The organism is Oceanitalea stevensii (assembly GCF_014837105.1).
Taxonomy (GTDB): Bacteria; Actinomycetota; Actinomycetes; order Actinomycetales; family Actinomycetaceae; genus Oceanitalea; species Oceanitalea stevensii.
This window is the reverse complement of the sequence record NZ_JACSPO010000015.1, coordinates 1-24,748: the sequence shown is the minus strand read 5'-3', so window position 1 is coordinate 24,748 and position 24,748 is coordinate 1. Positions and strand designations below refer to the sequence as shown.

23 protein-coding genes are annotated in these 24,748 nt (G+C 74.3%); 16 read left to right on the top strand and 7 right to left on the bottom strand.

Features of this window, described 5'->3' with window-relative positions:
* Nucleotides 1-15: 15 nt before the first annotated feature.
* Nucleotides 16-804 carry a DUF1206 domain-containing protein gene (locus H9624_RS15350; RefSeq protein WP_251840773.1) on the bottom strand — a complete coding sequence of 263 codons (789 nt, stop codon included), beginning with the start codon at nucleotides 802-804 and terminating at the stop codon, nucleotides 16-18.
* Nucleotides 805-922: 118 nt separating this feature from the next.
* Between H9624_RS15350 and H9624_RS15345 the strand changes: the two genes are divergently transcribed.
* The 5 genes from H9624_RS15345 to H9624_RS15325 all read left to right on the top strand — a co-directional run bounded on the left by H9624_RS15345 (nucleotide 923) and on the right by H9624_RS15325 (nucleotide 5,361).
* The gene (locus H9624_RS15345; RefSeq protein ID WP_251840772.1) at nucleotides 923-1,627 is read left to right on the top strand and encodes an NADPH-dependent FMN reductase; all 705 of its coding nucleotides are present in this window, start codon (nucleotides 923-925) and stop codon (nucleotides 1,625-1,627) included.
* A gap of 168 nt (nucleotides 1,628-1,795) precedes the next feature.
* Nucleotides 1,796-2,080, top strand: a complete 285-nt coding sequence (locus H9624_RS15340; RefSeq protein ID WP_110851969.1) for an HU family DNA-binding protein — start codon at nucleotides 1,796-1,798, stop codon at nucleotides 2,078-2,080.
* A gap of 242 nt (nucleotides 2,081-2,322) precedes the next feature.
* On the top strand, nucleotides 2,323-3,108 hold the full coding sequence (nagB, locus tag H9624_RS15335) for a glucosamine-6-phosphate deaminase (RefSeq protein ID WP_251840771.1): 786 nt from the start codon (nucleotides 2,323-2,325) through the stop codon (nucleotides 3,106-3,108).
* Nucleotides 3,109-3,181: 73 nt separating this feature from the next.
* Nucleotides 3,182-3,526: a DUF3039 domain-containing protein gene (locus tag H9624_RS15330; RefSeq protein WP_251840770.1), complete on the top strand. Its 345-nt coding sequence runs from the start codon at nucleotides 3,182-3,184 to the stop codon at nucleotides 3,524-3,526.
* Nucleotides 3,523-5,361 carry a DEAD/DEAH box helicase gene (locus H9624_RS15325; protein ID WP_372435156.1) on the top strand — a complete coding sequence of 613 codons (1,839 nt, stop codon included), beginning with the start codon at nucleotides 3,523-3,525 and terminating at the stop codon, nucleotides 5,359-5,361. The genes H9624_RS15330 and H9624_RS15325 overlap by 4 nt, the downstream gene beginning before the upstream one ends.
* Before the next feature lie 7 nt (nucleotides 5,362-5,368).
* Here the strand turns inward: H9624_RS15325 and H9624_RS15320 are convergent, their stop codons facing one another.
* Nucleotides 5,369-6,193: an aminoglycoside 3'-phosphotransferase gene (locus H9624_RS15320; protein WP_251840769.1), complete on the bottom strand. Its 825-nt coding sequence runs from the start codon at nucleotides 6,191-6,193 to the stop codon at nucleotides 5,369-5,371.
* 92 nt (nucleotides 6,194-6,285) lie between these two features.
* Between H9624_RS15320 and H9624_RS15315 the strand changes: the two genes are divergently transcribed.
* The 8 genes from H9624_RS15315 (at nucleotide 6,286) to H9624_RS15280 (ending at nucleotide 14,563) form a co-directional block, all read left to right on the top strand.
* Nucleotides 6,286-7,620: a nicotinate phosphoribosyltransferase gene (locus H9624_RS15315; RefSeq protein ID WP_251840768.1), complete on the top strand. Its 1,335-nt coding sequence runs from the start codon at nucleotides 6,286-6,288 to the stop codon at nucleotides 7,618-7,620.
* A 96-nt stretch (nucleotides 7,621-7,716) separates the two neighbouring features.
* Entirely contained in the window at nucleotides 7,717-7,872 is a 156-nt protein-coding gene (locus H9624_RS15310; protein ID WP_181424561.1) for a hypothetical protein, read from the top strand.
* Between the two features lie 128 nt (nucleotides 7,873-8,000).
* Nucleotides 8,001-8,306 (top strand): ATP-dependent Clp protease adapter ClpS, encoded by a 306-nt coding sequence (clpS, locus tag H9624_RS15305; protein ID WP_251840767.1) that lies wholly within the window; start codon nucleotides 8,001-8,003, stop codon nucleotides 8,304-8,306.
* A 1-nt stretch (nucleotide 8,307) separates the two neighbouring features.
* A complete protein-coding gene (locus H9624_RS15300; RefSeq protein WP_251840766.1) occupies nucleotides 8,308-8,928 on the top strand; it encodes a DUF2017 domain-containing protein in 621 nt (206 codons plus the stop codon).
* A gap of 17 nt (nucleotides 8,929-8,945) precedes the next feature.
* Entirely contained in the window at nucleotides 8,946-9,770 is an 825-nt protein-coding gene (gene murI / locus H9624_RS15295; RefSeq protein WP_251840765.1) for a glutamate racemase, read from the top strand.
* Nucleotides 9,767-10,561 (top strand): MBL fold metallo-hydrolase, encoded by a 795-nt coding sequence (locus H9624_RS15290; protein ID WP_251840764.1) that lies wholly within the window; start codon nucleotides 9,767-9,769, stop codon nucleotides 10,559-10,561. The genes murI and H9624_RS15290 overlap by 4 nt, the downstream gene beginning before the upstream one ends.
* Nucleotides 10,562-10,779: 218 nt before the next feature.
* A complete protein-coding gene (locus tag H9624_RS15285; protein WP_251840763.1) occupies nucleotides 10,780-11,751 on the top strand; it encodes an NAD-dependent epimerase/dehydratase family protein in 972 nt (323 codons plus the stop codon).
* 139 nt (nucleotides 11,752-11,890) lie between these two features.
* Nucleotides 11,891-14,563: a phosphoenolpyruvate carboxylase gene (locus H9624_RS15280; RefSeq protein ID WP_251840762.1), complete on the top strand. Its 2,673-nt coding sequence runs from the start codon at nucleotides 11,891-11,893 to the stop codon at nucleotides 14,561-14,563.
* A 77-nt stretch (nucleotides 14,564-14,640) separates the two neighbouring features.
* Here the strand turns inward: H9624_RS15280 and H9624_RS15275 are convergent, their stop codons facing one another.
* The 4 genes from H9624_RS15275 to H9624_RS15260 are packed head-to-tail and all read right to left on the bottom strand — an operon-like array spanning nucleotide 14,641 to nucleotide 19,697.
* Nucleotides 14,641-16,197 carry an ATP-binding cassette domain-containing protein gene (locus H9624_RS15275; RefSeq protein ID WP_251840761.1) on the bottom strand — a complete coding sequence of 519 codons (1,557 nt, stop codon included), beginning with the start codon at nucleotides 16,195-16,197 and terminating at the stop codon, nucleotides 14,641-14,643.
* A complete protein-coding gene (locus H9624_RS15270) occupies nucleotides 16,194-17,042 on the bottom strand; it encodes an ABC transporter permease (RefSeq protein WP_251840760.1) in 849 nt (282 codons plus the stop codon). Before H9624_RS15270 ends, H9624_RS15275 begins: the two co-directional genes overlap by 4 nt.
* On the bottom strand, nucleotides 17,039-18,028 hold the full coding sequence (locus H9624_RS15265; RefSeq protein ID WP_251840759.1) for an ABC transporter permease: 990 nt from the start codon (nucleotides 18,026-18,028) through the stop codon (nucleotides 17,039-17,041). Before H9624_RS15265 ends, H9624_RS15270 begins: the two co-directional genes overlap by 4 nt.
* Nucleotides 18,029-18,038: 10 nt before the next feature.
* Nucleotides 18,039-19,697 carry an ABC transporter substrate-binding protein gene (locus H9624_RS15260; protein ID WP_251840758.1) on the bottom strand — a complete coding sequence of 553 codons (1,659 nt, stop codon included), beginning with the start codon at nucleotides 19,695-19,697 and terminating at the stop codon, nucleotides 18,039-18,041.
* A gap of 82 nt (nucleotides 19,698-19,779) precedes the next feature.
* On the opposite strand from H9624_RS15260, the gene H9624_RS15255 reads away from it, so the two are divergent.
* Entirely contained in the window at nucleotides 19,780-20,415 is a 636-nt protein-coding gene (locus H9624_RS15255; RefSeq protein WP_251840757.1) for a TetR/AcrR family transcriptional regulator, read from the top strand.
* On the opposite strand, the gene H9624_RS15250 is transcribed toward H9624_RS15255, so the two are convergent.
* Nucleotides 20,378-21,811: a lipase maturation factor family protein gene (locus H9624_RS15250; protein WP_251840756.1), complete on the bottom strand. Its 1,434-nt coding sequence runs from the start codon at nucleotides 21,809-21,811 to the stop codon at nucleotides 20,378-20,380. The genes H9624_RS15255 and H9624_RS15250 overlap by 38 nt on opposite strands.
* 123 nt (nucleotides 21,812-21,934) lie before the next feature.
* Here H9624_RS15250 and H9624_RS15245 point away from each other — a divergent pair, with 123 nt between their 5' ends.
* Both H9624_RS15245 and H9624_RS15240 read left to right on the top strand, forming a co-directional pair.
* Nucleotides 21,935-22,957 carry a LacI family DNA-binding transcriptional regulator gene (locus H9624_RS15245; RefSeq protein ID WP_251840755.1) on the top strand — a complete coding sequence of 341 codons (1,023 nt, stop codon included), beginning with the start codon at nucleotides 21,935-21,937 and terminating at the stop codon, nucleotides 22,955-22,957.
* Nucleotides 22,958-23,319: 362 nt separating this feature from the next.
* On the top strand, nucleotides 23,320-24,627 hold the full coding sequence (locus tag H9624_RS15240; RefSeq protein WP_251840754.1) for an ABC transporter substrate-binding protein: 1,308 nt from the start codon (nucleotides 23,320-23,322) through the stop codon (nucleotides 24,625-24,627).
* The last annotated feature ends 121 nt before the right edge of the window (nucleotides 24,628-24,748 follow it).

The window sequence follows — 24,748 nt, the reverse complement described above, 5'->3', positions numbered from 1 at the left end:
CACCGCCGGCGCAGGTCAGACCCGCGCGTACCTCGCGCGACCGAAGGAGTACACCCCGTAGGCGGCGATGCCGAGGCCGACGGCGGTGAGGAGCGCCTTGCCGAGCGGCACCTCGAGGAGGCTGCGCAGCGCGCCGTCGAGCCCCTTCGCCTCCTCGGGGTCGTTCTGCACCGCGGCGACGACGAAGAGCGCGCCGACGATGCCCAGGGCGATGCCCTTGGCGACGTAGCCGACCCTGCCGGCGACGGTGACCGCGCGTCCCGGGTTCTCCCGCAGGTCCTCGAGGAACTTCTGCCGCCAGCCCTTGACCACGTGGTAGCCGCCGACGACGACGACGCCCAGGCCCACGAGGCCGACGGCGACCTGCCCGAGGGGGTGCTCCATGACGCGTGCGGTGATGCTCGTGGTCTGCTCGTTCCCGCCGCCGCCCGAGCCCTGTCCCGTGGCGGCGCGCGCCGCCAGGGCCGTGAGGACGAGGTACGTCACCGCCTTGCCGGCGGACTTGAGCCGGTCCTTCGTCTCGCCCGTCGCCACCGCGGTGGCCACCTGCCACAGGGTGAGGAGCGCGAAGCCGGCGACGACCACCCACAGGAGGAACGCGCCGACAGGCGTCGAGCCGAGCTGCTCGAGGGCGCCGGACTGGTCCGCAGACTCGCCCGAGCCGCCGGTGCCCCAGGCGAGGCTCACCGCCGTCCAGCCGAGGACGAGGTGGAGCACCCCGCTGGCCGCGTAGCCGAGCCGGGCCCCCGTGGTGAGCACGGGGTGGTCGTCGAGGTCTGCCGCGGTACCGCGCACGGTGTTCATGGGCCTCACCCTGCAGGAGCGGGACGGGCGGCGCGACCCCTGGGCCAGTGCCGGAGGTCCCGGCCGACCGTCCCGCGGAGCGGATACCGTGGCCGCTGTCCCCGGACCAGGAGCACCGATGATCCGTCTCGCCGTCCTCAACGCCGCGACGAGCCCGAACCGGCTCGGCAACCACATCACCGACTGGGTCGTCGACCGGCTCGGCACGAACCGCGCCTTCGTCATCGACCGCATCGACCTGCGCGACGTCGGCCTGCCGCTCTTCGACGAGCCGGACCTGCCCCGCTACGGCCACCACCGCCACGAGCACACGCGGCGGTGGGCCCGGCGCATCGACGCCGCCGACGCCTTCGTCGTCGTCAGCCCCGAGTACAACCGCGGCTACTCCGCGCTGCTCAAGAACGCCCTGGACTACCTCGTCCAGGAGTGGGCCTTCAAGCCGGTCGGGATCGTCAGCTACGGCTCGGGCATGTCCGGCGGGCTGCGCGGGGCGGAGGCGCTGCGCACGGTGCTCGGCGCCCTGCAGATGTACCCGGTGCGCGAGATGGTCGTCGTGCCCTTCGTCACCGAGGCCGCCGTCCGCGAGAGCACCCTGGAGGCCTCCGCCGGGATGGTCGAGGGGATGGAGCTCATGATGGACGCCCTCGTGCGGATGGACGCCGCGATGCACCTGCTCCGGGCGCCCGACGAGGAGCTCGGGGACCAGCAGGGCGAGCAGGCGGGCCGTGACGGCGGCGAGACGCGCTGGCAGCCGCGTGATTCCGGGACGGATGCCGGGTGGAGCGCGACGAGCGCGCTGGGGCGTCCGCCGGGCTTCGTCTGAGGGCACTCCGTGGGGGTCACATCGTCCCCACGCGCCCCACGAAGCGGACAGATCCGCAGGCTCACGCCGAAATCTCGGCGCGTGAGGGCGACAACGGGCGCCCCGACGCCGTAATGTCTGCCCCGTCGCACCCATAAGGGTGCGCACGCCGACTGAGAGAGGGATTTCATGTCCGTCAACCGCACCGAGCTCGTCGCCGCCGTGGCCGAGCGCTCCTCGCTCACCAAGTCCCAGGCCGACGCCGCTCTGTCGGCGCTGCAGGACGTGCTCGTCGAGTCCGTCAGCAAGGGCGAGGCCGTCAAGATCACCGGCCTCCTCGCCGTCGAGCGTGTCGAGCGCGCCGCGCGCACCGGCCGCAACCCGCAGACCGGCGCCGAGATCCAGATCCCCGCCGGCTACGGCGTCAAGATCTCCGCCGGGAGCGCCCTCAAGAAGGCCGTCTCCAACAAGTGACGTCCTAGCGACATCACCGCAAGGCGGGCAGGACGAGCGATCGTCCTGCCCGCCTTGCTGTGTCCGGACGGCCCGCGCGCGCTGACCTACCCGCTTGTCCTCCCACCTCCCACCTCCGCCCCGTGCTCGATGAGGAGAACCGGGGAGCTCGGGCCGGGAGTCCCTGCCGCGAGCAGTGGGGTCACATAGGCTGGAGTGCGGGTGCACCCGCACCACGTCGCACGCAGAGGAAGAGGTGTCCGGTGGAGGTCGTCATCACGTCCGGTGCGGAGGAGAGCGCGCGGCTCGCCGCGGACGCCATCGAGCAGCTGCTCGGCCGCAAGCCCGACGCCGTCCTCGGCCTGGCCACGGGCTCCACCCCGCTGCCCACGTACGACGAGCTCGTCCGCCGGCAGGAGGCCGGGCGGATCAGCTTCTCCCGGGCCCGCGGCTTCACCCTCGACGAGTACATCGGCCTGCCCGCCGACCACCCGCAGCGGTACCGCAACGTCATCGACCGCGAGCTCGTCGGCCGGGTCGACTTCGCCCCCGACGCCGTCACGGGCCCTGACGGCCTGGCCGAGGACCTCCAGGCGGCCGCCGCGGCCTACGAGCGGGCGATCGCCGAGGCCGGTGGCGTGGACCTGCAGATCCTCGGGATCGGCACCAACGGGCACATCGCCTTCAACGAGCCCGGTTCCTCCCTGGCCTCCCGCACCCGGGTGCAGCCGCTCGCCCCGCAGACCCGCAGCGACAACGCGCGCTTCTTCGACGGGGACGTCGAGGCCGTGCCCCGCCTGTGCTTCACCCAGGGCCTCGGCACGATCATGGAGGCCCGCCACCTCGTGCTCATCGCCACCGGCGAGGGCAAGGCGAAGGCCGTGCAGCAGCTCGTCGAGGGGGCCGTCAGCGCGTCGTGGCCGGCGACGATCATGCAGCACCACCCCCACGCCACCGTCCTGCTCGACGGCGCCGCCGCCAGCCTGCTCGAGCGCGCGGACGACTACCGCGAGGCCTACGCCGCCAAGCCGCAGTGGCAGGGGATCTGAGCGGCCGGGTGTGACCGCCACGGCACGCCGGGCCACCGGGACCCGGGCCGGAGGACGACCTAGACTGGTCGACATGAGTTCCACCGAGCCCCCCAGCAGCCCGAGCGAGCCGTCGACGTCGTCGGGAACGAGCGTCCTCGAGCGCGAGGAGCTGCGCGAGCACGAGGCCGGTGACAACGACCGCTACGCCCACTACGTGAAGAAGGACAAGATCATGTCCTCCGCGCTGTCGGGCCAGCCGGTCGTCGCGCTGTGCGGCAAGGTGTGGACGCCGGGACGCGACCCCAAGAAGTACCCCGTGTGCCCCACGTGCAAGGAGATCTACGAGGGCATCCAGGGTGGCGGGTCCGGATCCGGGTCCGGTGGCGGACGCTTCGGCGGTTTCGGCCGCGGCGGCCGCGGCGGAAGCGGAGAGTGAGCGCCGCACCTTCGCGCAGGCCGGCCACGACGACGACGCAGGGCACCCCTGCGGCCGTCTCGACGGCTGCCGCCGAGCACCTGCCCCCCGCCTACCCGGCGCGGGCGGCCTGGGGGACGGCGTCGCGCCTGCGCGCGTGGCAGGCCGAGGCGCTGGAGCGCTACTTCGCCGACGACCCGCGTGACTTCCTCGCCGTCGCCACCCCCGGCGCCGGCAAGACGACCTTCGCGCTGCGGGTGGCCACCGAGCTGCTCTCCCGCGGGGAGGTCACGGCCATCACGGTCGTCGCCCCCACCGAGCACCTCAAGGGCCAGTGGGCCGAGGCCGCCGCGCGCGTGGGCATCCAGATCGACCCGGCCTTCCGCAACGCCCAGGAACGCCACGGCGCCAGCTTCGACGGCGTCGCGCTCACCTACGCGCAGGTCGCCGCGAACCCCGACCTGCACCGCCGGCGCACGACGAACGAGCGCACCCTCGTCATCCTCGACGAGGTGCACCACGGCGGCGACGCGCTGAGCTGGGGCGACGGCATCCGGCTCGCCTTCGAGCCCGCCCGGCGGCGCCTGGCCCTCACCGGGACCCCGTTCCGCTCCGACACCGCCGCCATCCCCTTCGTCACCTACCAGCGGGACGCCGACGGCGTGCGCCGCTCCCGTGCCGACTACTCCTACGGCTACGCCGACGCGCTGCGCGACGGCGTCGTGCGGCCGGTCATCTTCCTGTCCTACTCGGGGCAGATGCGCTGGCGCACCCGCGCCGGTGACGAGGTGAGCGCCGCGCTCGGTGAGCCGCTGACCAAGGACCTCGTCGCCCAGGCCTGGCGCACCGCGCTGGACCCGAAGGGCGACTGGGTCCCCGCCGTCCTCGCCGCCGCCGACCGCCGTCTCACCGAGGTGCGCCGCGGCGTCCCCGACGCCGGCGGCCTCGTCATCGCCACCGACCAGACCAAGGCCCGCGCCTACGCACGCGTCCTCACCGAGATCACCGGGGAGAAGCCGACGGTCGTCCTGTCCGACGACGACGGCGCCTCCGCCCGCATCGACGAGTTCGCCGCCGGTGAGCAGCGGTGGATGATCGCCGTGCGGATGGTGTCCGAGGGCGTGGACGTGCCCCGCCTCGCCGTCGGCGTCTACGCGACCTCCGCGGCCACGCCGCTCTTCTTCGCCCAGGCGATCGGCCGCTTCGTGCGGGCCCGCCGGCGCGGGGAGACCGCCTCGGTGTTCCTCCCCAGCGTGCCCGTGCTCCTCGAGCTCGCCGCCCAGCTGGAGGTCGAGCGCGACCACGCCCTGGACCGGGTCCTCACCTCCGAGGAGAAGGGCGACTTCTTCACCCCGGAGGACGCCCTCGTCGCGGCCGCCAACCGCGAGGACAAGGCGAGCGACGACCTCATGCTGCCCGGCTTCGAGGCCCTCGACGCCCAGGCCTCCTTCGACCGGGTGCTCTTCGACGGCGGTGAGTTCGGCACGGGGGCGGAGGTCGGCTCCATCGAGGAGGAGGAGTACCTCGGGCTGCCCGGGCTCCTCGAGCCCGAGCAGGTCCGCTCCCTGCTCAAGGCGCGCCAGGCCGACCAGGTCAAGTCCCAGAAGCGGCAGGCCGCGGCCCGCGCCCAGCGCGAGGAGAACTCCGGGGTCTCGGACCACAAGCGGCGCGCCGCCATGCGCAAGGAGCTGTCCAGCCTCGTGTCCGCGTGGTCGCGGCGCAGCAACATGCCCCACGCGATCGTCCACAGCGAGCTGCGCAAGGCCTGCGGCGGCCCCGAGGTGCCCCTCGCGAGCACCGAGGAGCTCGAGGCGCGCATTGCCCTGCTCCGCAACTGGTTCGTCGGCCGGAAGTAGCAGGCGGTCAGCCGAGGTCCCACAGCAGGCGGTAGTAGGCGATCCGTTCGCGGTCCGGCGCCGCCCCGTAGGCGGCGTAGACCTCGTCGGTGTACCCGGGGCCGACGTTCCACTCGGTGCTCCACGCGGCGACCGCGAGGTCGGCCCACGGGTCGGCGACGCCGAGGGAGCCGAGGTCGACGTGCCCGACCCAGGCGCCGTCGTCGTCCACGAGGGTGTTGGGGACGCAGGCGTCGCCGTGGCAGACGACCGGGCGCTCCACCGGCGGTGGGTCGCGCAGGACGGCCAGCGCGTCGGTGACGCTGAGGCCCCGGTGCTCGGCGGACCACGTCGCCGGGCCGCCCCGGCCGGTGGCGAGCCGGTCGCGTGCGCGGCGGAGGCGGTCCGGAGCCGACCAGGTGAACGGGCAGCGGGCCACCGGCAGCGCGTCGTGCAGCCGCCGCAGGCCCAGACCGACGGCGACGGCCGCGCGGCGTGCGTCGTGCTCGACGGCGGAGCGTCCGGGCATGGCGGCGGTGACCAGCCAGCTTCCGTCGTCGTCGGCGCCCTGGCCCAGCACGCGCGGGACCGGGGTGGCGGGCGCCGCCCACGCCAGGCGCGCGGCCTCGGCGGCGAGGTCGAGCCCGGGGGTGCCGCGGGCCACCCACTTGACGTACCGGTCGGCCCCGAGCCGGAAGGTGAGCCCGCCCAGCTCGTTGCGCCAGACCGCCGTCGCGGGCTCGCCGCCGGCGAGGGCGGCGACGGCGCGCGGGACGACGACGCCGGTGCCGGGCGGTCCCGCGAGCGGCGGCCGGCCCGCCCGCTCGGCACCCGTCGACGCGTCCTCGTCCATGCCCTCGTCCCCACCTCGGTACCGGCCGACGATACGCGCGGCCCGTGGACGGGGCCCTGCACGGGCAGGCCGACGTCGCTAGGTTGGACGCCATGCCCCGCGCGACGACCGCCTTCCTCACCGACCGCTACGAGCTGACGATGCTCGAGGCCTCCCTGCAGTCCGGTGCCGCGCACCGGCGCAGCGTCTTCGAGGTCTTCTCGCGCCGGCTGTCCGGCGGGCGGCGCTACGGCGTCGTCGCCGGCACCGGCCGGGTGCTGGACGCCATCGCCGACTTCACCTTCTCCGGCGCCGAGGTCGACTGGCTGCGCGAGCAGGGCGTGGTGAGCGGCGAGACCCTCGACTACCTCGCCGGCTACCGCTTCGGCGGGGACGTCCTCGGTTACGGGGAGGGGGAGTGCTTCTTCCCCGGCTCGCCGATCCTCACCATCCGCGGCACCTTCGCCGAGGCGCTCCTCCTCGAGACGGTGGTGCTCTCCGTCCTCAACCACGACTCCGCCGTCGCCGCGGCCGCCTCCCGCATGACGACCGCCGCCCACGGGCGCCCCTGCCTGGAGATGGGGGCCCGGCGCACCCACGAGGAGGCCGCCGTGGCCGCCGCGCGAGCCGCCGTCGTCGGCGGTTTCGTCGCGACGAGCGTGCTCGAGGCCGGACGCTCCTACGGGATCCCGACGATGGGGACCGCCGCCCACTCCTTCACCCTCGTCCACGACGACGAGGAGGCCGCCTTCGACGCCCAGGTACGGGCGATGGGCCCGGGGACCACGCTCCTCGTCGACACCTACGACGTCGAGCGCGGGGTCGAGCTGGCCGTCGCGGCCGCCCGCCGTCACGGCGGGGAGCTCGGCGCGGTGCGGCTCGACTCCGGCGACCTCGTGGCCCAGGCGTTCACCGTGCGCCGCCAGCTCGACGCGCTCGGCGCGACGACCACGAGGATCACCGTCACCTCCGACCTCGACGAGTACGCCATCGCGGCCCTCGGTGCCGCTCCGGTCGACTCCTACGGCGTGGGGACCAAGCTCGTCACGGGCTCCGGGCTGCCGACGGCGGAGCTCGTCTACAAGCTCGTCGAGCGGGAGGGCGCGGACGGGCAGATGGTCGACGTCGCCAAGGCCTCCGCGGCCAAGGCGACCGTCGGCGGCTTCAAGGTCGCGGGGCGCGTCTTCGAGAACGGGGTGGCCCAGGAGGAGCTCGTCGTGGGCTGCGACGACGAGGCCTCCGGCGCCCGGGTGCTGGCCGAGCACGGCGCCCGGCCCCTCCAGCTGCCCCTCGTCACCGGGGGCGCCATCGCCGACGAGCACCGCGGCCCCGACGCCGTGCGCGCCGCGGCGGAGCGCCACGTCGCCTCGCGTGCGGCGCTGCCCTACGAGGGGTGGCGGCTGAGCGAGGGCGAGCCGGCGATCCCCACCCGCCACGTCCTCGGCTGAGCGGGACTTTCTCGTTCAAGATGCCGACGTGAACAATCTCCGCAACGATTAGGGCCACTGCGGTGCCGGACAGGTACCGGAACGAAGGGAGCTCGTATGTCCTTGTGGCTGATCCTCATCATTGTCGGCGTGATCATGCTCATCATCGGCGTGGCCGTCGAGGCCGCACAGATCCTCATCTGGATCGGTGTCGCCATCCTCGTGATCTCGCTCATCCTCTCGCTGGTGGGACGCGGCAAGAACAGGGTGTAGCGCCCGACCAGCGGTCCTCCAACCGCTCGTCACACGTGTACCGAGGCCCGGCAGGAACGTTCCTGCCGGGCCTCGCCGTGTCCGAGGTCATGGGCGCAACCGCCCCCTCTCGTGCCTAGGCTGGGCGCATGACGGTCACGACACCACACCCGGCCACCGCGCCGGTGGAGACGCCGCAGGAGGAGCGCCGCCCCGCGCGCCCCTGGCGCACCATCGTGTGGAACGACCCGGTCAACCTCATGAGCTACGTCACCTACGTGTTCCGCACGTACTTCGGCTACTCCCAGGAGCGTGCGCACGAGCTCATGCTCCAGGTCCACCACGACGGCCGCGCCGTCGTCGCCGAGGGTGCCCGCGAGACGATGGAGGTTCACGTGACGGCGATGCACTCCTACGGCCTGTGGGCCACCCTCGCCCCCGAGGGAGGGGGCTGAGGTGCGCGCCTTCACCGCCGTCCCCGGCGGCTACGCCTGCGAGCTCGAGCGGGCCGAGCTGCGGATCATCGCGCGGGTCACCGCCGACACCTGCGAGCTCCTCGGCCTGCCGCTCGACGCGGACGACGACGCCGCCCGGGACGACGACGGCTCGCCCGCGCCGTCGACGGACGAGGAGATCCTCGCCTCCCTCGACTGGGACCCGGCCGCGGGGCAGACGCCGCGCGACCCGGCCCTGGCCCGCCTGCTGCCCCCGGCGAGCACCGACGACGACGAGCTCGCCGCCGAGATGCGCCGCCTCACCGAGCACTCGCTGCGCGCGACCAAGACCGAGCAGCTGCGGGTGGTGCACGACGCCCTCGCGGCGAGCACCGGCCTCGTCGTCGTGCGGGCGGGGCAGGAGCGGGCGTGGCTCTCCGCCCTCACCGACCTGCGTCTCGTCCTCGCGTCCCGGCTGGGCATCGAGACCGACGCGGACGCCGAGCGGGTCTACGAGCGCGCCGGTGCGGGGGAGCCGCAGACGCCCGAGGACGAGCTCGACGCCGCGCTCACCAGCCTCTACGCCGCGCTCACCTGGTGGCAGGAGTCACTCCTGGAGGCCATGTCGGGCGGGGCGTCGTGACACTACGCTCTGGCAGCGTGAACGACGCACCGATCGGTGTCTTCGACTCAGGTGTCGGAGGCCTCACGGTCGCGCGTGCGATCCTCGACCAGCTGCCCCACGAGTCGATGCTCTACATCGGGGACACCGCGCACACGCCCTACGGCCCCAAGCCGATCGCCGACGTCCGGGCCCTCGCGCTGGACGTCATGGACCGGCTCGTCGCCTCCGGGGTCAAGGCCCTCGTCATCGCGTGCAACTCCGCCTCCTCCGCCGTCCTGCGCGACGCGCGCGAGCGTTACTCGGTGGGCGGTGGCGTGCCCGTCGTCGAGGTCATCCAGCCGGCCGTGCGCCGCGCCGTCGCCGCCACCCGCAGCGGGAAGGTCGGTGTCATCGGGACCCGCGCGACCATCGAGTCCGGGGCCTACCGCGACGCCTTCGCCGCCGCGCCGCACCTGGAGCTCACGATGAACGCCGCCCCGCGCTTCGTCGAGCTCGTCGAGCGAGGCATCACCTCCGGGCCGGAGGTCCTCGAGGCCGCCCGCGAGTACCTCGAGCCGGTGCGGGCGGCGGGCGTGGACACCCTGGTCCTCGGCTGCACCCACTACCCGCTGCTCACCGGCGTCATCTCCTACGTCATGGGCGAGGAGGTCACGCTCGTCTCGAGCGCCGAGGAGACGGCCAAGGACACCTACCGGACGCTCGTCGCGCACGACCTCGAGCGGGACCCCGGCGCCCCGCCGCCGGAGCACCGCTTCCTCGCGACGGGCGAGGCCGCGAGCTTCTCCCGGCTGGCCCGCCGGTTCCTCGGGCCCGAGGTCGACCGCGTCGACAGCGACACCGAGCTGGAGGTCACCGCATGAGGCTGACGGTCGTGGGCTCCTCCGGGTCGATGTCCGGCCCTGACTCCGCCTCCTCCTGCTACCTCGTCCAGGCCGACGGGCCGGACGAGGACGGCACGACGCGGACGTGGAGCATCCTGCTCGACCTCGGCTCCGGCGCCTTCGGGGCGCTGCTGCGGCACCTCGACCCCGCCCGGCTGGACGCCGTCGTCCTCAGCCACCTCCACGCGGACCACGTCGTCGACATGACCGGCCTGGAGGTCTACCGCCGCTACCACCCGGCCGGCGCCCTCGGGCCGGTGCGGGTGCTCGGTCCGGCCGACACGCCCCAGCGGATCGGCGCGCTGACGATGGAGGACGACCTCAGCGCCCTGGACGCCTCCTTCACCTTCGCCGCGCACACCCCCGGCCAGGCGGTGAGCGTGGGGCCGCTGCGGATCGAGTCCGTCCCCGTCGACCACCCCGTGCCGGCGTTCGGTGTGCGGGTGACCGGCCCGTCCGAGGACGGGAGCCGGGAGGTCGCGCTCGCCTACTCGGGGGACAGCGACACCTGCGACGGGCTCGTCGAGGTCGCGCGCGACGCCGACCTCTTCCTCTGCGAGGCGGCCTTCCAGGAGGGCCGCGACTCCGTCCGTGGCATCCACCTCACCGGCCGGCGGGCCGGTGAGACGGCGACGCTCGCGGCCGCCCGCCAGCTCGTCCTCACCCACCTGCCGCCGTGGACCGACGCCGAGGTCGTCCGCGCCGAGGCCGCCGAGACCTACGGCGGCACCATCGAGCTCGCCGCCCCCGGCGCGGTCTGGACCCTGTAGGCCCGCCCCACCCGACTGGCCGTCGACGGCCGACGTGTCGCCCGCCCACGCCGGTGCTCCGCTGCTGAGCTCCCCCGTTCACCCCGTCGAGGGCCGGGCGGAGGGGGGAGGTCGGAGGACGAGCGGGGAGGTCAGCGAGCGACGCCGGGGCGTGCGCCGAGAGCGGAACTCCTCCCGATCCCCTTCCGCGGCGTCGGCCGGCGCGGTTGGCTACGGGGATGAGACGCGTCCTCGTCCTCGGTGGCACGGCCTGGCTCGGCCGTGAGGTGGCCAGGGCCGCCGCGGCGGACGGCGCCGAGGTCGTGTGCCTCGCGCGGGGGACGTCCGGCGACGTGCCCGACGGCGCACGCCTCGTCCGCGCGGACCGCACCCGGCCCGGGGCGTACGACGACCTCGACGGCGAGTGGGACGCCGTCGTCGAGCTCGCCTACCAGCCCGCGCTCGTGGGTCCCGCCCTCGAGGCGCTCGCCGACCGGGCGGCCCACTGGACCCTCGTGTCGAGCATCTCCGTCTACGCGCGCCACGACGCGCCGGGCGCCGACGAGTCCGCCGAGCTGGTCGAGCCCACCGACCTCACCGACTACGCGCACGCCAAGGTCGCGGCGGAGCGCGCCACCGCCGAGCGCCTCGACGGACGGCTGCACGTCGTGCGGCCCGGGCTCATCGCCGGGCCGGGTGACCCGAGCGACCGCTTCGGGTACTGGCCGGCCCGCCTCCTGCGGGGCGGCCGCGTCCTGGTCCCGGCCCTCGCCGGGCAGGTCGTCCAGGTGGTCGACGTCGCGGACCTCGCGGCGTGGGTCGTCCGGGCCGGACGGACGGGGACGACCGGGACCGTGGACGCTGTCGGGCACAGCCACGGGCTCGCCGACGTCCTCGCGGTGGTGGGCGAGGCGGCCGGCTTCACGGGCGAGCTCGTGCCCGCGGACGACGCCTGGCTGCTCGACCACGACGTGCGGTACTGGGCCGGTCCGCGCTCGCTGCCGCTCTGGCTGCCGGAGGACCACATCGGACACTCGCGGCGCAGCAACGCGGCCTACCTCGCGGCCGGGGGCCGGGTGCGTCCGCTCGGTGACACGGTGGAGCGCGTCGTCCGCGACGAGTCGGCGCGCGGGCCGGGCCGGGAACGGCGCTCGGGCCTGACCGCGGACGAGGAGGCGCAGCTCCTACGTCAGTTGTCCGGTGACGCCTGAGCCCGGTCCGCTGCCGGCGAGCACAGGGGGACAACGGCAGGCGAGCGGGGGCGGCGGCTACCACGGCACCCGGATTCCCGCCTGTGCACGTGGTGGACGCACGTCACGACCCCCCGCCGGGTGTCGTTAACCTGAGCCCATGATGCAGACCTCCTCACCGGACGAAGCACGGAGCAACGCCCGCCTCGACATGCCCGACGACCTGCGCGCCGACGTGCGCACCCTCGGTGCGCTCCTCGGGCGGGTCCTGCGCGAGGACGGCGGCGAGGAGCTCTTCGCCGACGTCGAGCGCCTGCGCGAGCTGGCCATCGGCGCCGTCGAGGACACCGACGGCGACGGCCGCCTCGCCGAGGCGCAGGCCCTCATCGACTCCTTCACCGTCGAGCGCGCCGACCAGGTCGCCCGCGCCTTCACCTGCTACTTCCACCTCGTCAACCTCGCCGAGGAGTATCACCGGGTCCGCGCGCTGCGCGCCCGGGAGGACGCCACCCCGCGGGCCGACGCCCTCGCCGGCGCCTACGAGCAGCTCGCCGCGGAGACCTCCGAGGAGGAGGCCGCGCGCCGCCTGCGCGAGATCGAGTTCCACCCGGTCCTCACCGCCCACCCCACCGAGGCCCGCCGTCGCGCCGTCTCCGGCTCGATCCGCCGGATCTCCGAGCTCGTCGCCGAGGCTGACGACCCGCGGCTGGGCGCCAACGGCCGGCTGCGCATCGAGCGGCGTCTCCTCGCCGAGATCGACACGATGTGGCGTACCGCACACCTGCGTGAGACGAAGCCCTCGCCGGTCGACGAGGTCTTCACGGCGATGTCCGTCTTCGAGGCGACCCTCTTCGAGGTGCTGCCGCAGGTGTACCGCCAGACCGACGACTGGCTGCTGGGGGAGGAGCGCGGGCTCGCCGCCCCCCGTGCGACGCCCTTCGTGCGCCTGGGCAGCTGGATCGGCGCGGACCGCGACGGCAACCCCAACGTCACCGCCAAGGTCACCCGGCAGGCCGCCGCCATCGCCGCCGAGCACGTCCTCACCGCCCTCGAGCGGGAGACCGCCCGCGTGGGCCTGGCGATGACCCTCGACGAGAAGACCACCCCGCCCTCCGCCGAGCTCACGGCCCTGTGGAGCACCCAGCGCCAGCTCTCCGAGGAGGTCACCGCTCAGGTGGCCGCCCGCTCCCCGCGCGAGCCGCACCGCCGCGTCATGCTCGTCGCCGCGGCCCGGCTGGCCGCCACCCGCGAGCGTGACGCCGACCTCGCCTACTCCGGCGCCGAGGAGCTCCTCGCGGACCTGCGCATCGTGCAGGACTCCCTGCGCCAGGCCGGTGCGCTTCGCAAGGCCCACGGAGACCTGCAGAACCTCATCTGGCAGGTGGAGTCCTTCGGCTTCCACCTCACCGAGCTCGAGGTCCGTCAGCACTCCAAGGTGCACGCCCAGACCCTCGCGTGGATCGCGGACCCGGCCTCGATGCCCGAGCCGAGCGTCGACCCGGAGGAGGTCCTCGAGACCTTCCGCTCCATCGCCGCGATCCAGCGCCGCCACGGCGTGGACGCCTGCCGCCGCTACACGGTCTCCTTCACCCGGAGCAGCGAGGACCTCATCGCGGTCTACCGCCTGGCCGAGCACGCGCTCGGCTCCGCGGAGGCGGCGCCGGTCCTCGACGTCGTCCCGCTGTTCGAGACCTTCGACGACCTCCAGAACGCCCCCCGGATCCTCGAGGAGATGCTCGAGGTCCCGCAGGTTCGGGCCCGCCTGGAGAGGACGGGCCGGCGCATGGAGGTCATGCTCGGCTACTCCGACTCCGCCAAGGACGTCGGCCCGGTCTCCGCGACCCTGGCCATCTACACCGCGCAGGAGGAGATCGCCGCCTGGGCGCAGCGCCACGACATCCGCCTCACCCTCTTCCACGGCAAGGGCGGCGCCCTGGGCCGCGGCGGTGGCCCGGCGAACCGCGCGATCCTCGCTCAGCCGCCGCACTCGGTGGACGGCCGCTTCAAGCTCACCGAGCAGGGCGAGGTCATCACCGCCCGCTACGGGGACCGCGCGATCGCCGCCCGGCACATCGACCAGGTCGCCGCCGCCACGCTCCTCGCGTCCGCCCCGTCGACCGAGAAGCGCAACGCCGAGGCCGCCGAGCGCTTCGCCGGCCTCGCCAGCACCCTGGACGAGCGCTCGCGCGAGCGCTTCTTCGACCTCATCCACGCCGAGGGCTTCGCCCCGTGGTTCGCCCAGGTCACCCCGCAGGAGGAGGTCGGCCTGCTGCCGCTCGGCTCCCGCCCGGCCCGCCGCGGGCTGTCGGTGGAGTCCCTCGAGGACCTGCGCGCCATCCCGTGGGTCTTCGCCTGGACCCAGGCGCGCATCAACCTCACCGGCTGGTTCGGCCTGGGCTCCGCGCTCGCCGCGGTGGGCGACATCGAGCAGCTGCGCACGGCCTACCGCGAGTGGCCGCTGTTCAACACGCTCATCGACAACGTCGAGATGTCGCTGGCCAAGACGGACCGGCGCATCGCCCGCCAGTACCTGGCCCTCGGGGACCGCGAGGACCTCGCCGGCCTCGTGCTCGAGGAGCTCGACCTCACCACCGAGTGGGTCCTGCGCATCACCGGCCACGAGTACCCGCTCGAGGGCCGGCGCGTGCTGGGCCGTGCGGTCCAGCTGCGCAACCCCTACGTCGACGCGCTCTCGCTCATCCAGCTGCGCGCCCTGCGCGCGCTGCGCACGGACAACGGCGAGGCCCGTACCGAGGAGGAGATCGCCGAGATCAAGCGCCTGTTGCTCCTGTCGGTCAACGGCATCGCCGCCGGCCTCCAGAACACCGGCTGACCCCACCCCCAACTCCGCATATGCGCGAAAACTGCGGCCCGCCGAGCTCGGGGACCGCAGTTTTCGCGCATATGCGGTTAGGGGGTGGGTGGGGCGGCGGCGGTGAGGAGGGCTTTGGTCACGTGGGCCTTCGGGTCTTGCCACACCTCATCCACCGGGCCCTGCTCCACCACGCGGCCGGCCTGCATGACGACGACCCGCTGGCACACCTGACGCACCACCGCGAGGTCGTGGGACACGAGCACGAGCGCGGTCCCGGTGCGCTCCTGGAGCTCGACGAGCAGCTCGAGGATCGCCGCCTGGACGGTGACGTCGAGGGCGGAGACGGGCTCGTCGAGGACGAGCACCTCCGGGTCGGCCGCCAGGGCACGGGCGATCGCCAGGCGCTGGCGCTGGCCGCCGGACAGCGCCCGCGGACGCCGTCCCAGCGTGCCGGGCGGCAGGCGCACGAGCTCGAGCAGCTCGGCGGGCGTGCGGTCGCTGCCCGACGCCCGGATCGCCGCGCGCAGCACCCGGCCGGCGCTCCAGCGCGGGTCGAAGGAGCCGAGCGGGTCCTGGGGGACGAGCCGCACGAGGTGGCGCCGCGGCCGGCGCCGGCGCTCGGGAAGCTCGCTCCACGGCTCCCCGGTCAGCTCCACCCGTCCGGCGTCGGGCTGCTCGGCGGCGACGAGCATCCGCGCGAGCGTCGACTTCCCGCTCCCGGACTCCCCGACCACCCCCACGGACTCCCCACGGCGCACGACGAGCGAGACGTCGTCGAGGGCGCTGACCGATCCGCCGCCGGGCAGCCGGTAACGACGGTGCAGGCCGGTCGCCCGCAGCACCTCCCGCCCCGGCTCGGCCGCCGGCGGCCGGGAGCCGCGCGGGACGGCGTCGAGCAGGGCGCGGGTGACCTCGTGGGCGGGGGCGGTGAGGACGACGTCGGCCGGTCCGGACTCGACCACGCGCCCGCCGTCGAGCACGACGACGTCGTCGGCCAGCCGGGCGACGGCACCGAGGTCGTGGCTCACGAGGAGGATCGCGGTCCCGGCGTCGCGCAGGCGCCCGAGCATCTCGAGCACGCCCTGGGCGACGGTCGCGTCCAGGGCCGTGGTCGGCTCGTCGGCGACGAGCAGCGCCGGCTCGGAGACGATGGCCGAGGCGATGAGGGCGCGCTGGCGCATGCCGCCCGACAGCTCTCCCGAGCGCTGCGCGGCCCGGGTCCCCGGCTCGTCGAGCCCGGCGGCGGCCAGCGCCGCGAGCACCCGTTCGTGCCGCTCGGCGCGGCCCACCCCGCGCACCGCGAGGGACTCGCCCACCTCGGCGCCCACGGTCCGCAGCGGGTCGAGGGACTGCAGGGCGTCCTGGAGCACGAGGCCCACGTCCTGCCCGCGCAGGCCGCGCCACCGGCGCTCGTCGGCGCCGAGCACGTCCTGCCCGGCCACGGTGAGGCGCTCGGCGCTCACCCGCGCGGGCGCGCCGCCCTCCCCGGCGAGGCCGACGAGGCTGCGGGCGAGCACGGACTTCCCGGCGCCGGACTCCCCGACCACGGCCAGGCAGCGTCCGGCCTCCATCCGCAGGTCCACCCCGCGCAGCACCTCGCCGACCCCGGGGAAGGCGACGGTGAGGCCGGCGACGTCGAGGACGGTGCTCATGAGGGAGCCACCGCGCTCAGCCTGCGCCCGAGCATGGTGAGCGCCGCCGCGGTCACCGTGATCGCCAGCCCGGGGGCCACGGTGAGCCACCACGAGGTGGTGATGTGGAGGCGGCCGGCGTTGAGCATCGCGCCCCACTCGGGGGAGGGCGGCAGGGCGCCGAGGCCGAGGTAGCTCAGCGCGGACACCCAGACGATCGCCTGGCCGATGCCGAGGGTCGCCACCGCCACGAGCGGCCACACCGTGTTGGGCAGGACGTGGCGGACGAAGGCCGCGGGCGCCGAGACGCCCTCGAGCCGGGCCGCGCCCACGTAGGAGCTCTGTGCCACGGCCTGCGCCCGGGCGCGGATGATCCGCGCGTAGCCGGGCGCCGTCGCCAGCCCCACCGAGATGACCGAGGGCCCCACACCGGCGCCCAGCACCGCGACGAGCAGCAGCGCGAGCACGAGGCTGGGCAGGGAGAAGAGCACCTCGATGACCCGGCTGAGCAGGCCGTCGAGCCACCGCGGGCCGAGCGCGGCGCCGAAGCCGAGCACCACCCCGAGGGAGAGCCCGATCGCCGTCGCGAGCGCCCCCACCCCGAGGGACTGGCCCGCGCCGTGGACGACGCGCGTGTACACGTCACGTCCGGACGCGTCGGTCCCGAGGGGCGCGCCGGCGCTCGGCGGCTGGTAGGCGTCGGCGGGGGCGACGGCGGTCGGGTCACCGGGCGCGAGCAGCTGCGGCCACAGGGCGGCGAGCAGCACGAGGACGATGACGGCGGCACTGACGACCCCGCCCGGGCCCAGCACCTGCCACGCACGGGCCGACCGCGCGGGTGCCGTGCGCCCCACCGTGGCGGTCACGAGACCACCTGGCCCTGCGGCGCGCTGCGCACGGCCTCGACGCGGCCGCGCAGGCGCGGGTCGACGACCCGCTCGAGGACGTCGGCCACCGACATGACGACGACGTAGCCGAGGGCGATGACGAGGACGACGCCGATGACGACGGGCACGTCGCGGGAGTGGGTCGCGTCGATGAGGAGGCGGCCCAGCCCGGGCCGGCCGAAGAGCGTCTCGACGACGACGGCTCCGGACAGCAGCGAGCCGAAGGCCCAGCCGGACAGCGCGATCGCCGGCAGCGCCGCGTGCCGCAGGGAGTGGCGCCACAGCACCCGGCCCTCGGAGGCGCCGCGGGCGCGGGAGGTCGTCGCGAAGGGGGCGGTGTGGGCCTCCTCGAGCCCGTCGCGCATCACCTGGCCGAGGAAGCCGGCCACGGGTACCGCGAGGGTGAGGGCGGGCAGGAGGAGGGAGCGCAGCGAGCTGTCGCTGCTCGTGGCGGGCAGCCAACCGAGCCCGCCCGCGAAGACGGCGATGAGCACGGCGCCCAGCCAGAAGTGCGGCATGACCGAGGCGACGACCTCGGCCCCGCGCAGCAGGCCCACCGCCCGGCGTCCCACGCGTCCACGGGCGAGGACCGCCGTCGTCGCCACCGCGAGCGCGATGACCCAGGCGAGCAGCAGGCCCAGGGCCGCGAGCACGAGCGTGCCGGTGAGCTGGTCGCCGATGAGCTCGGAGACCGGCCGGCGTCGGGCGTAGGAGTCACCGAGCTGGAAGGTGACCGTGCGCGCGAGCTGGAGGAGGTACTGGACGAGGAGCGGCTCGTCCAGGGAGTACTCCGCGCGGACCTGGGCCACCGCCTCCGGGCTGGCCTGCGAGCCGGGACCGCCGAGGATCGCCTCGGAGGGGTCCCCGCCCGCCGAGCGCAGCGCGAAGAAGACGACGGTGGCGACCACCCACGCCACGAGCGCCGCCGCGGCGAGGCGTCCGAGCAGCCAGCGCAGCACGGTCATCGGGCGGCCCTCAGGAGGTGAGCCGGGCGTTGACGAAGGTCGGGGTGGACACGGTCCCGAGCGTCGTCACGCCCTCCACCCCGCGGGTGAGGAAGTGGTTCTGCTGGTCGTACAGCGGCAGGACGTAGTAGCCCTCGAGCACGCGGCGCTGCGCCTCCTCGTACAGGTCGGCGCGCTGGCCGGGGTCGGTGATCCGGGCGGCCTCGTCGAGGAGGGCGTCGATCTCCGGGTCGGTCACCTGGGAGAGGTTGGCGAAGTAGCCGCTGGGTGCGGGGACCGTGCCGTCGGAGTGGTAGAGCGTGCGCAGCACGTCCGGCCCCACCTTCGTGTACGGGGCGCTGACGGCCTCGTAGGCGTTCTCCCCGCCGTCCTCCGGCGCGGCGAGCGCGCCGTACCAGGCGGACAGGTCGAGCGGGGTGAGGACGACCTCGAAGCCCACCCGCCTGGTGTTGGCCTGGACCTGCTCGAAGAGCGCCTGCTCGGCGGCCACCGACTGGTTGGTGCTCACCGGGAAGCGGACCGTGAGGCGCTCGCCGTCGCGGACGCGGTAGCCCTCGTCGTCGACCTCGGTCCAGCCGGCGTCGTCGAGGAGGCGCTCGGCCTCCTCGAGGTCGGTGACGAAGAGCGAGGGGTCGCTGTAGCCCATGGGCTCCACGCTCGAGAGCGGGGAGTGGGAGCGGGTGGCCACGCCCTGGTAGAGCGCCTCGATGCCGGGGTCGACGTCCGCGGAGTAGACGAAGGCCTGGCGCACGCGGGCGTCGTCGAAGGGCGGCTGGGAGGAGTTGAGCTCGATGCGGTTGACCGAGCCGGGGCGCGGCGCGTCGATGTGGGTGATGTCCTCCCCGGCCTCGGCGGAGACGATGGCCTCGGGCTCGGGGTTGTCGATGACGTGCACCTCCCCGGACTGCAGGGCCGCCCAGCGGGTGGCGGGGTCGGGGATGAAGCGCCACTCGATGCGCTCGAGGTGGGCGGCGCCGTCGTGCTCGGCCTCGGGGCCGTGGCTCGCGTAGTCCTCGTTGCGCTCGAGGACGACGTGCTGCTGGGGCACCCACTCGGTGACGACGAAGGGTCCGGTGCCGATGGGCGCGGCGCAGTTCTCGTCCTGGCCGCGGGCGATGCCGGCGGGGGACTGCATCGCCGTCCACTGCATCGACAGCGACTCGAGCAGCGCGGAGTCCGGCTCGGAGAGGTGGAGGCGCACGTGGGTGGCGTCCACCGGCTCGACCTCCTCGATCTTGCGCACCCCGAGGTAGCCGGTGGAGGAGGCGGTGTCCGGGTCCTGGAGGTGCTCGATGTTCACCTTGACGGCCTCGGCGTCCAGCGGCGTGCCGTCGGTGAAGGTGAGGCCCTCGGCGAGCGTGAGGTCCCAGGTGAGCCCGTCCTCGCTCACCTCCCAGTCGGTGGCGAGCCAGGGCTGGATCTCCCCGGAGGCGTCGCGCCCGACGAGCGGCTCGAGGTACTGGGTGCTGACGAGCGCCTGGGGGTAGTTGCCGCCCACGTGCGGGTCCAGGCAGGTGGGCTCGGCGTCGCCGGTGGCGTAGACGAGCGTGCCGCCCGCGACGGGCTCGCCGCCGCCCGTCGCGGCGTCGTCGCTGCCGCCCCCGCCGCACGCGGCGAGGAGCAGGGAGGCCGCGAGCGCAGCGGCAGCGAGGGAGGTGGCCTTGGCCATGGGAGCACCGTTCACTCGGAGGTTCTTGGTCTGCGTCCAACAATAGACCTGCGCGAACGGCGGCGGACCGTAGGATCTCGGTATGCACGAGGGACGCCGGGCGGGCCGGCCGCGGTCCGCAAGCCGCGAGATGCTGGAGGAGGCGGCCGTCGAGCTGTTCCTCGAGCAGGGCTACGCGGACACCTCCGTGGCGGACATCACCCGCCGCGCGGGCGTGAGCCGGGCCACCTTCTTCAACTACATCCCCGCCAAGAGCGACCTGCTGTGGACCTCCGTCGACGACGCGCTCGCGGTGCTCGGCGAGGACCTCGCCCCCTCCGGCGACGGCGTGCCGGGCAGGGAGGTGGGCGCACCTCCCGCCGCGGGAGCCGTGGGGGAGGCCCGCGCGGCGCTCGTGCGCGCGGCCGAGCTCCTGGAGCCGGGCACCGTCGTGCTGGCCTTCGGCAACGCCGAGCCCATGGGGGTGGCCGACGAGCTCGAGGAGTCGGCGGCACGCCGCCAGCGGCGGGCCGCCGCACAGCTCGCGGGCTTCCTGCGCCGCCGCGGTGTGGCAGAGCTCGAGGCGGAGGTCGTCGGGGCGGCGCTCGCCGGGGCCTTCCTCGCGGCGCTGCGCTCCTGGTCGCGCGTCCCCGTCCCGCGCCCGCCCCTCACCGAGGTGCTCGCTCGCGCCCTGGACGCCCTCAGCCGTGCGGGCGGTGCAGCCCCCGGGGAGCCGTGAGCGCCCCCACCTCCCGGCGCACCCACCACACCCGCTCGCGCAGCTCCTCCCAGGTCGAGTACCGGTAACGGAACACCCGCGCCCGCACCCAGACCGGCCGCTCGCCGTCGAAGGGGTCGTGGGCGAGCAGCCGCAGGGTGGCGCGGTCCGCCTCGAGGAGCCGGTCGAGGAAGGGCAGGAACCACGACAGCTGCGCCGAGGAGCCCAGCGCGAGGAACCACATGCCCCAGTCCAGCCGCAGGTGGTACGGCGCGAACTGCCGGGGCAGCCGCCCCGTCGGCCCCGGCTTGCCGCGGAAGACGTACTCCTCCCAGTCGTCCTCGCCCGGGTCCGCCGCCCGCGTGCCCTCGACGACGACCTCGTCCCGCCGCCGCGTGATCGACCCGAAGGCCCCGTAGGCGCCCATGAGGTGGAAGGCGTTGAAGGAGGCGTTCATCCGCTGCCGCCGCGAGAACAGGTTGCGGGCCGGCCACCAGCTGAGCACGAGCAGCACCGCCCCCACCGCGACGACGACGACGGCGAACCACAGCGGCGTCGGACCGTACGCCCGGTCCGGGGCGAGGGACGGGACCAGGCCCGAGACGACGTCGTCGCTCACCGCCGAGAAGGCGAGCACGATCGTCACCCAGTTGAGCCAGGCGAAGTTCCCCGACAGCACGAGCCACAGCTGGGTGACGACGACGACGGCGGCCGCCCACGTCGCGACCGGCTGCGGAGCGAGGAGGAGGACGGGGACGACGAGCTGGGTGACGTGGTTGGCGAGGACCTCCACCTTGTGCAGCGGACCGGGCAGGTGGTGGAAGAACCAGCTGAGCGGGCCGGGCATCGGCTGGGTCTCGTGGTGGTAGTGCAGCGCGGTGAGGTCGCGCCAGGCGGTGTCGCCGCGCAGCTTGATGAGGCCGGCCCCGAGCTCGACGCGGAACAGGAGCCAGCGGAAGGCGACGAGCGTGATCCACGGGGTGCCGACGTCGTCGGACCCGAGGAAGGCGGCGAGGAAACCGGCCTCGAGCAGCAGCGACTCCCAGTCGAAGCCGTAGAAGACCTGCCCCACGTTGACCACTGACAGGTACAGCCCGTAGAGCACGAGGAAGGTGAGCATCGGCAGCCACGGCGGACCCGGCTGCGGGAGACCGACGACGACGGCGAGGGCCAGCGCGAGGCCCGTCCAGGCGACGACGCGCAGCAGCCGGTCGGAGTAGCGCCAGTGGAAGAGGCTCGGGGTCGCACGCGCCGGGACGCGGGCGGTGAAGCGGGGGACGGGCAGCAGGCCGCGCTCGCCGAGCAGGGCCGGGAACTGCCGCAGCACGGCGACGAAGGCGACGACGTACAGCAGCGCGACACCCCGCTGCAGCACGAGCCGCGCGAGCCCGTAGTCCTCCGCGACGAACCAGTCCACCGCTGCCTCCCCGCCCATCGAACACCGGCGCGCGGACGCCTGCACGCCTGGGCGATGGACGCCGCCCATGGAAGCGGTGTGCATACTGTCCACCACGACCACTCGCCGGAGGGAGGAGCCCCCATGGCCACGCCACTGAGAGACCCGGCGCCGACGCTGGACACGGTTGCCGAACGGGCCGGGGTCTCGCGCGCCACCGCCAGCCGCGTGCTGAGCGGCGACCCGAGGGTCAGTGACCGGGCCCGCGAGGCGGTCCGCACGGCCGCCGCGGAGCTCTCCTACGTCCCGCGCCAGGCCGCCCGCTCGCTGGCCACGAGCCGCAGCGACGCGCTGGCCTTCGTCGTCGCCGAGTCCGGGGAGAAGTTCTTCGCCGACCCGTTCTTCGCCGGGGTGCTGCGCGGGGCGCAGGTCGCGGCGGCCGAGCGGCGGCGCCAGCTGCTCTTCGTCGTCGTGAGCAGCGACGACGACCGCGCCCGGCTGGAGGAGTACGCGGCCGGCGGCCACGTCGACGGCGCGATGTTCCTCTCCGTCCACGGCGACGACCCGCTGCCCGGGCGCGTCAACCGCCTCGGGGTGCCCGTCGTGCTGGCGGGCCGCCCACCGAGCCGCCGCGCCTCCTTCCCCTTCGTCAGCCCGGACAACTTCACCGGGGGCCGGCTCGCCGCGCAGGCGCTGCTCGCCCGCGGCTGCCGCACGCCGGCGACCATCACCGGCCCGCGTGACATGACCGCGACCAGCGACCGGTTCGCGGGCTTCCAGGCCGAGCTCACCGAGCAGGGCGTCGAGCTGCCGGGCTCGCGCGTGGTCGAGGGAGACTTCACGATCGGCGGCGGGTACCGCACGATGCGCGAGCTGCTCGCCACGGGGGAGCAGCTCGACGGGCTCTTCGCGGCGAACGACCTCACCGCCGTCGGGGCGCTGCGGGCGCTGCGCGAACGTGGCCTGCGCGTGCCCGACGACGTCGCGGTCGTCGGCTTCGACGACGTCCCGATCGCCGTCGACTCCGACCCGCCGCTCACCACCGTCCGCCAGCCCCTCGAGGCGATGGGACGGCAGATGGCCCGGATGCTCATCGACCTCGCCGACGGTGGGCAGGCCACCTCGGTGACCCTCGACGTCGCCCTCGTCCCCCGAGACTCCGCCTAGCCCCGGCTGGCCCTGAGCCGGCCTCTCGCCGGCCGGTCCGGACGCGCTTGCGTCGCACCTTCCGCTCCGCCGAGGGCGACGGAAAGGGCGCGGCGAGATCGGAAAGGGCGACGCAAGCGGCGGCGGGGCGGGGCGCGCGCTGCGCGCTGTCACCTCGGCGCCGTGACCTTGTCGTGACCTGCGTGGCGCTTGACACGGTGGGCACCGCACCGGCACAGTACGTGGAACGTCGTGGAACCGCTTCCACGGCGCCCATCCGTTCCCGCGCCGCCCAGGAAGAGCTGGGGGCACGGACGGGGCGATCAGGAAGGCCTGATCCGCCCGCCGACACCAGCCGGCCGCTTCGGCCGGGAGGAGGAGCAATGCACACCAGGAAGTCTGTGGCCGTCATCGCGGCCATGACGGCGGGCGCACTGACGCTGTCCGCCTGCGGGGACAGCGCAAGCAACGACTCGGCCGCGGCCGACGCCAGCAGCGACGGCAAGACGACGCTCACCGTCTCGCTCTTCGGCACCTTCGGCTTCGAGGAGTCGGGCCTCTTCGAGCAGTACATGGAGGAGAACCCCGACATCGTCATCGAGTACGACTCCACCCAGGGCGAGGACAAGTACTGGCCCGCGCTGCAGACCAAGCTCAACTCCGGCAGCGGCACCGCCGACATCCAGGGCATCGAGGTCGCCCGCATCTCCGAGGTCACCGCCAACCAGGCCGACCTGTGGACCGACCTCAGCGAGACCGTGGCCGGCGAGCGCGTCGGTGACTACGTCCAGTGGAAGGCCGACGCCGCCACGACGGCGGACGGCCGCGTCCTCGGCCTGGGCACCGACATCGGCCCGATGGCCCTGTGCTACCGCACCGACCTCTTCGAGGAGGCCGGCCTGCCGACCGACCCCGACGAGCTCGCCGGACGTCTCGGCTCGTGGGAGGACTTCCTCTCCCTCGGCGAGGAGTTCCAGGCCGGCGCTCCCGACGGCACCGCCTTCCACGACTCCGCCGGTGGCCTTTACAACGCGATCATCTCCACCGAGGAGGAGATCTACCACGACACGAGCGGCGAGCTCGTCGTCGACAGCAACCCCGCCGTCCGCGAGGCCTTCGACATGGCGGCCCAGGCCGGCCAGGACGGGCTGACCGCCAAGCTCGAGCAGTTCGTCGACCCGAGCTGGGACGCCGGCTTCGGCAGCGGCACCTTCGCCTCGATCGCCTGCCCCTCGTGGATGATCGGCTACATCAAGGGCAAGGCCGGCGACGCCGGCAGCGGCCAGTGGAACATCACCACCCTCCCCGGTGGCCAGGGTGGCAACTGGGGCGGTGCCTACCTCGGCATCCCGGAGGCCAGCGAGAACAAGGAGGAGGCCGCCGAGCTCCTCGCGTGGCTGACCGACGCCGAGCAGCAGGCCGCCGTCTTCGAGAACGTCGGCAACTTCCCCTCCAACACCGGCGCGATCGAGCTCGTCGGTGACACGACCGACGAGTACTTCAACGGCGCCCCCACCGGTGAGGTGTTCACGACGTCGGCCGAGAACGCGCCGACGCAGATCCTCGGCCCGCACGACGGCGTGGCGAAGAACGCGCTCGTCCAGGCCCTGCTGTCCGTCGAGGTCAACGGCGTCGACCCGGCCGAGGCCTGGGAGAACGGCGTCTCCCAGATCCTCAACCAGGTCGGCTGACGGCACCCGGTGGGGGGGGGGGGCCCCCCCCCCCCCCCCCCCCGCTCCCGGGTGTCGCTCGGTCAGCCCGTGAAGGGCTTGACCTTGACGATCTCGACGGCGATCTCCTTGCCGTTCGGCG

Coding starts and splice junctions, on each gene's coding strand:
- H9624_RS15350 (WP_251840773.1), bottom strand. CDS start 804: ATGAACACCGTGCGCGGTACCGCGGCAGACCTCGACGACCACCCCGTG.
- H9624_RS15345 (WP_251840772.1), top strand. CDS start 923: ATGATCCGTCTCGCCGTCCTCAACGCCGCGACGAGCCCGAACCGGCTC.
- H9624_RS15340 (WP_110851969.1), top strand. CDS start 1,796: ATGTCCGTCAACCGCACCGAGCTCGTCGCCGCCGTGGCCGAGCGCTCC.
- H9624_RS15330 (WP_251840770.1), top strand. CDS start 3,182: ATGAGTTCCACCGAGCCCCCCAGCAGCCCGAGCGAGCCGTCGACGTCG.
- H9624_RS15320 (WP_251840769.1), bottom strand. CDS start 6,193: ATGGACGAGGACGCGTCGACGGGTGCCGAGCGGGCGGGCCGGCCGCCG.
- H9624_RS15315 (WP_251840768.1), top strand. CDS start 6,286: ATGCCCCGCGCGACGACCGCCTTCCTCACCGACCGCTACGAGCTGACG.
- H9624_RS15310 (WP_181424561.1), top strand. CDS start 7,717: ATGTCCTTGTGGCTGATCCTCATCATTGTCGGCGTGATCATGCTCATC.
- clpS (WP_251840767.1), top strand. CDS start 8,001: ATGACGGTCACGACACCACACCCGGCCACCGCGCCGGTGGAGACGCCG.
- H9624_RS15290 (WP_251840764.1), top strand. CDS start 9,767: ATGAGGCTGACGGTCGTGGGCTCCTCCGGGTCGATGTCCGGCCCTGAC.
- H9624_RS15285 (WP_251840763.1), top strand. CDS start 10,780: ATGAGACGCGTCCTCGTCCTCGGTGGCACGGCCTGGCTCGGCCGTGAG.
- H9624_RS15280 (WP_251840762.1), top strand. CDS start 11,891: ATGATGCAGACCTCCTCACCGGACGAAGCACGGAGCAACGCCCGCCTC.
- H9624_RS15275 (WP_251840761.1), bottom strand. CDS start 16,197: ATGAGCACCGTCCTCGACGTCGCCGGCCTCACCGTCGCCTTCCCCGGG.
- H9624_RS15265 (WP_251840759.1), bottom strand. CDS start 18,028: ATGACCGTGCTGCGCTGGCTGCTCGGACGCCTCGCCGCGGCGGCGCTC.
- H9624_RS15260 (WP_251840758.1), bottom strand. CDS start 19,697: ATGGCCAAGGCCACCTCCCTCGCTGCCGCTGCGCTCGCGGCCTCCCTG.
- H9624_RS15255 (WP_251840757.1), top strand. CDS start 19,780: ATGCACGAGGGACGCCGGGCGGGCCGGCCGCGGTCCGCAAGCCGCGAG.
- H9624_RS15245 (WP_251840755.1), top strand. CDS start 21,935: ATGGCCACGCCACTGAGAGACCCGGCGCCGACGCTGGACACGGTTGCC.
- H9624_RS15240 (WP_251840754.1), top strand. CDS start 23,320: ATGCACACCAGGAAGTCTGTGGCCGTCATCGCGGCCATGACGGCGGGC.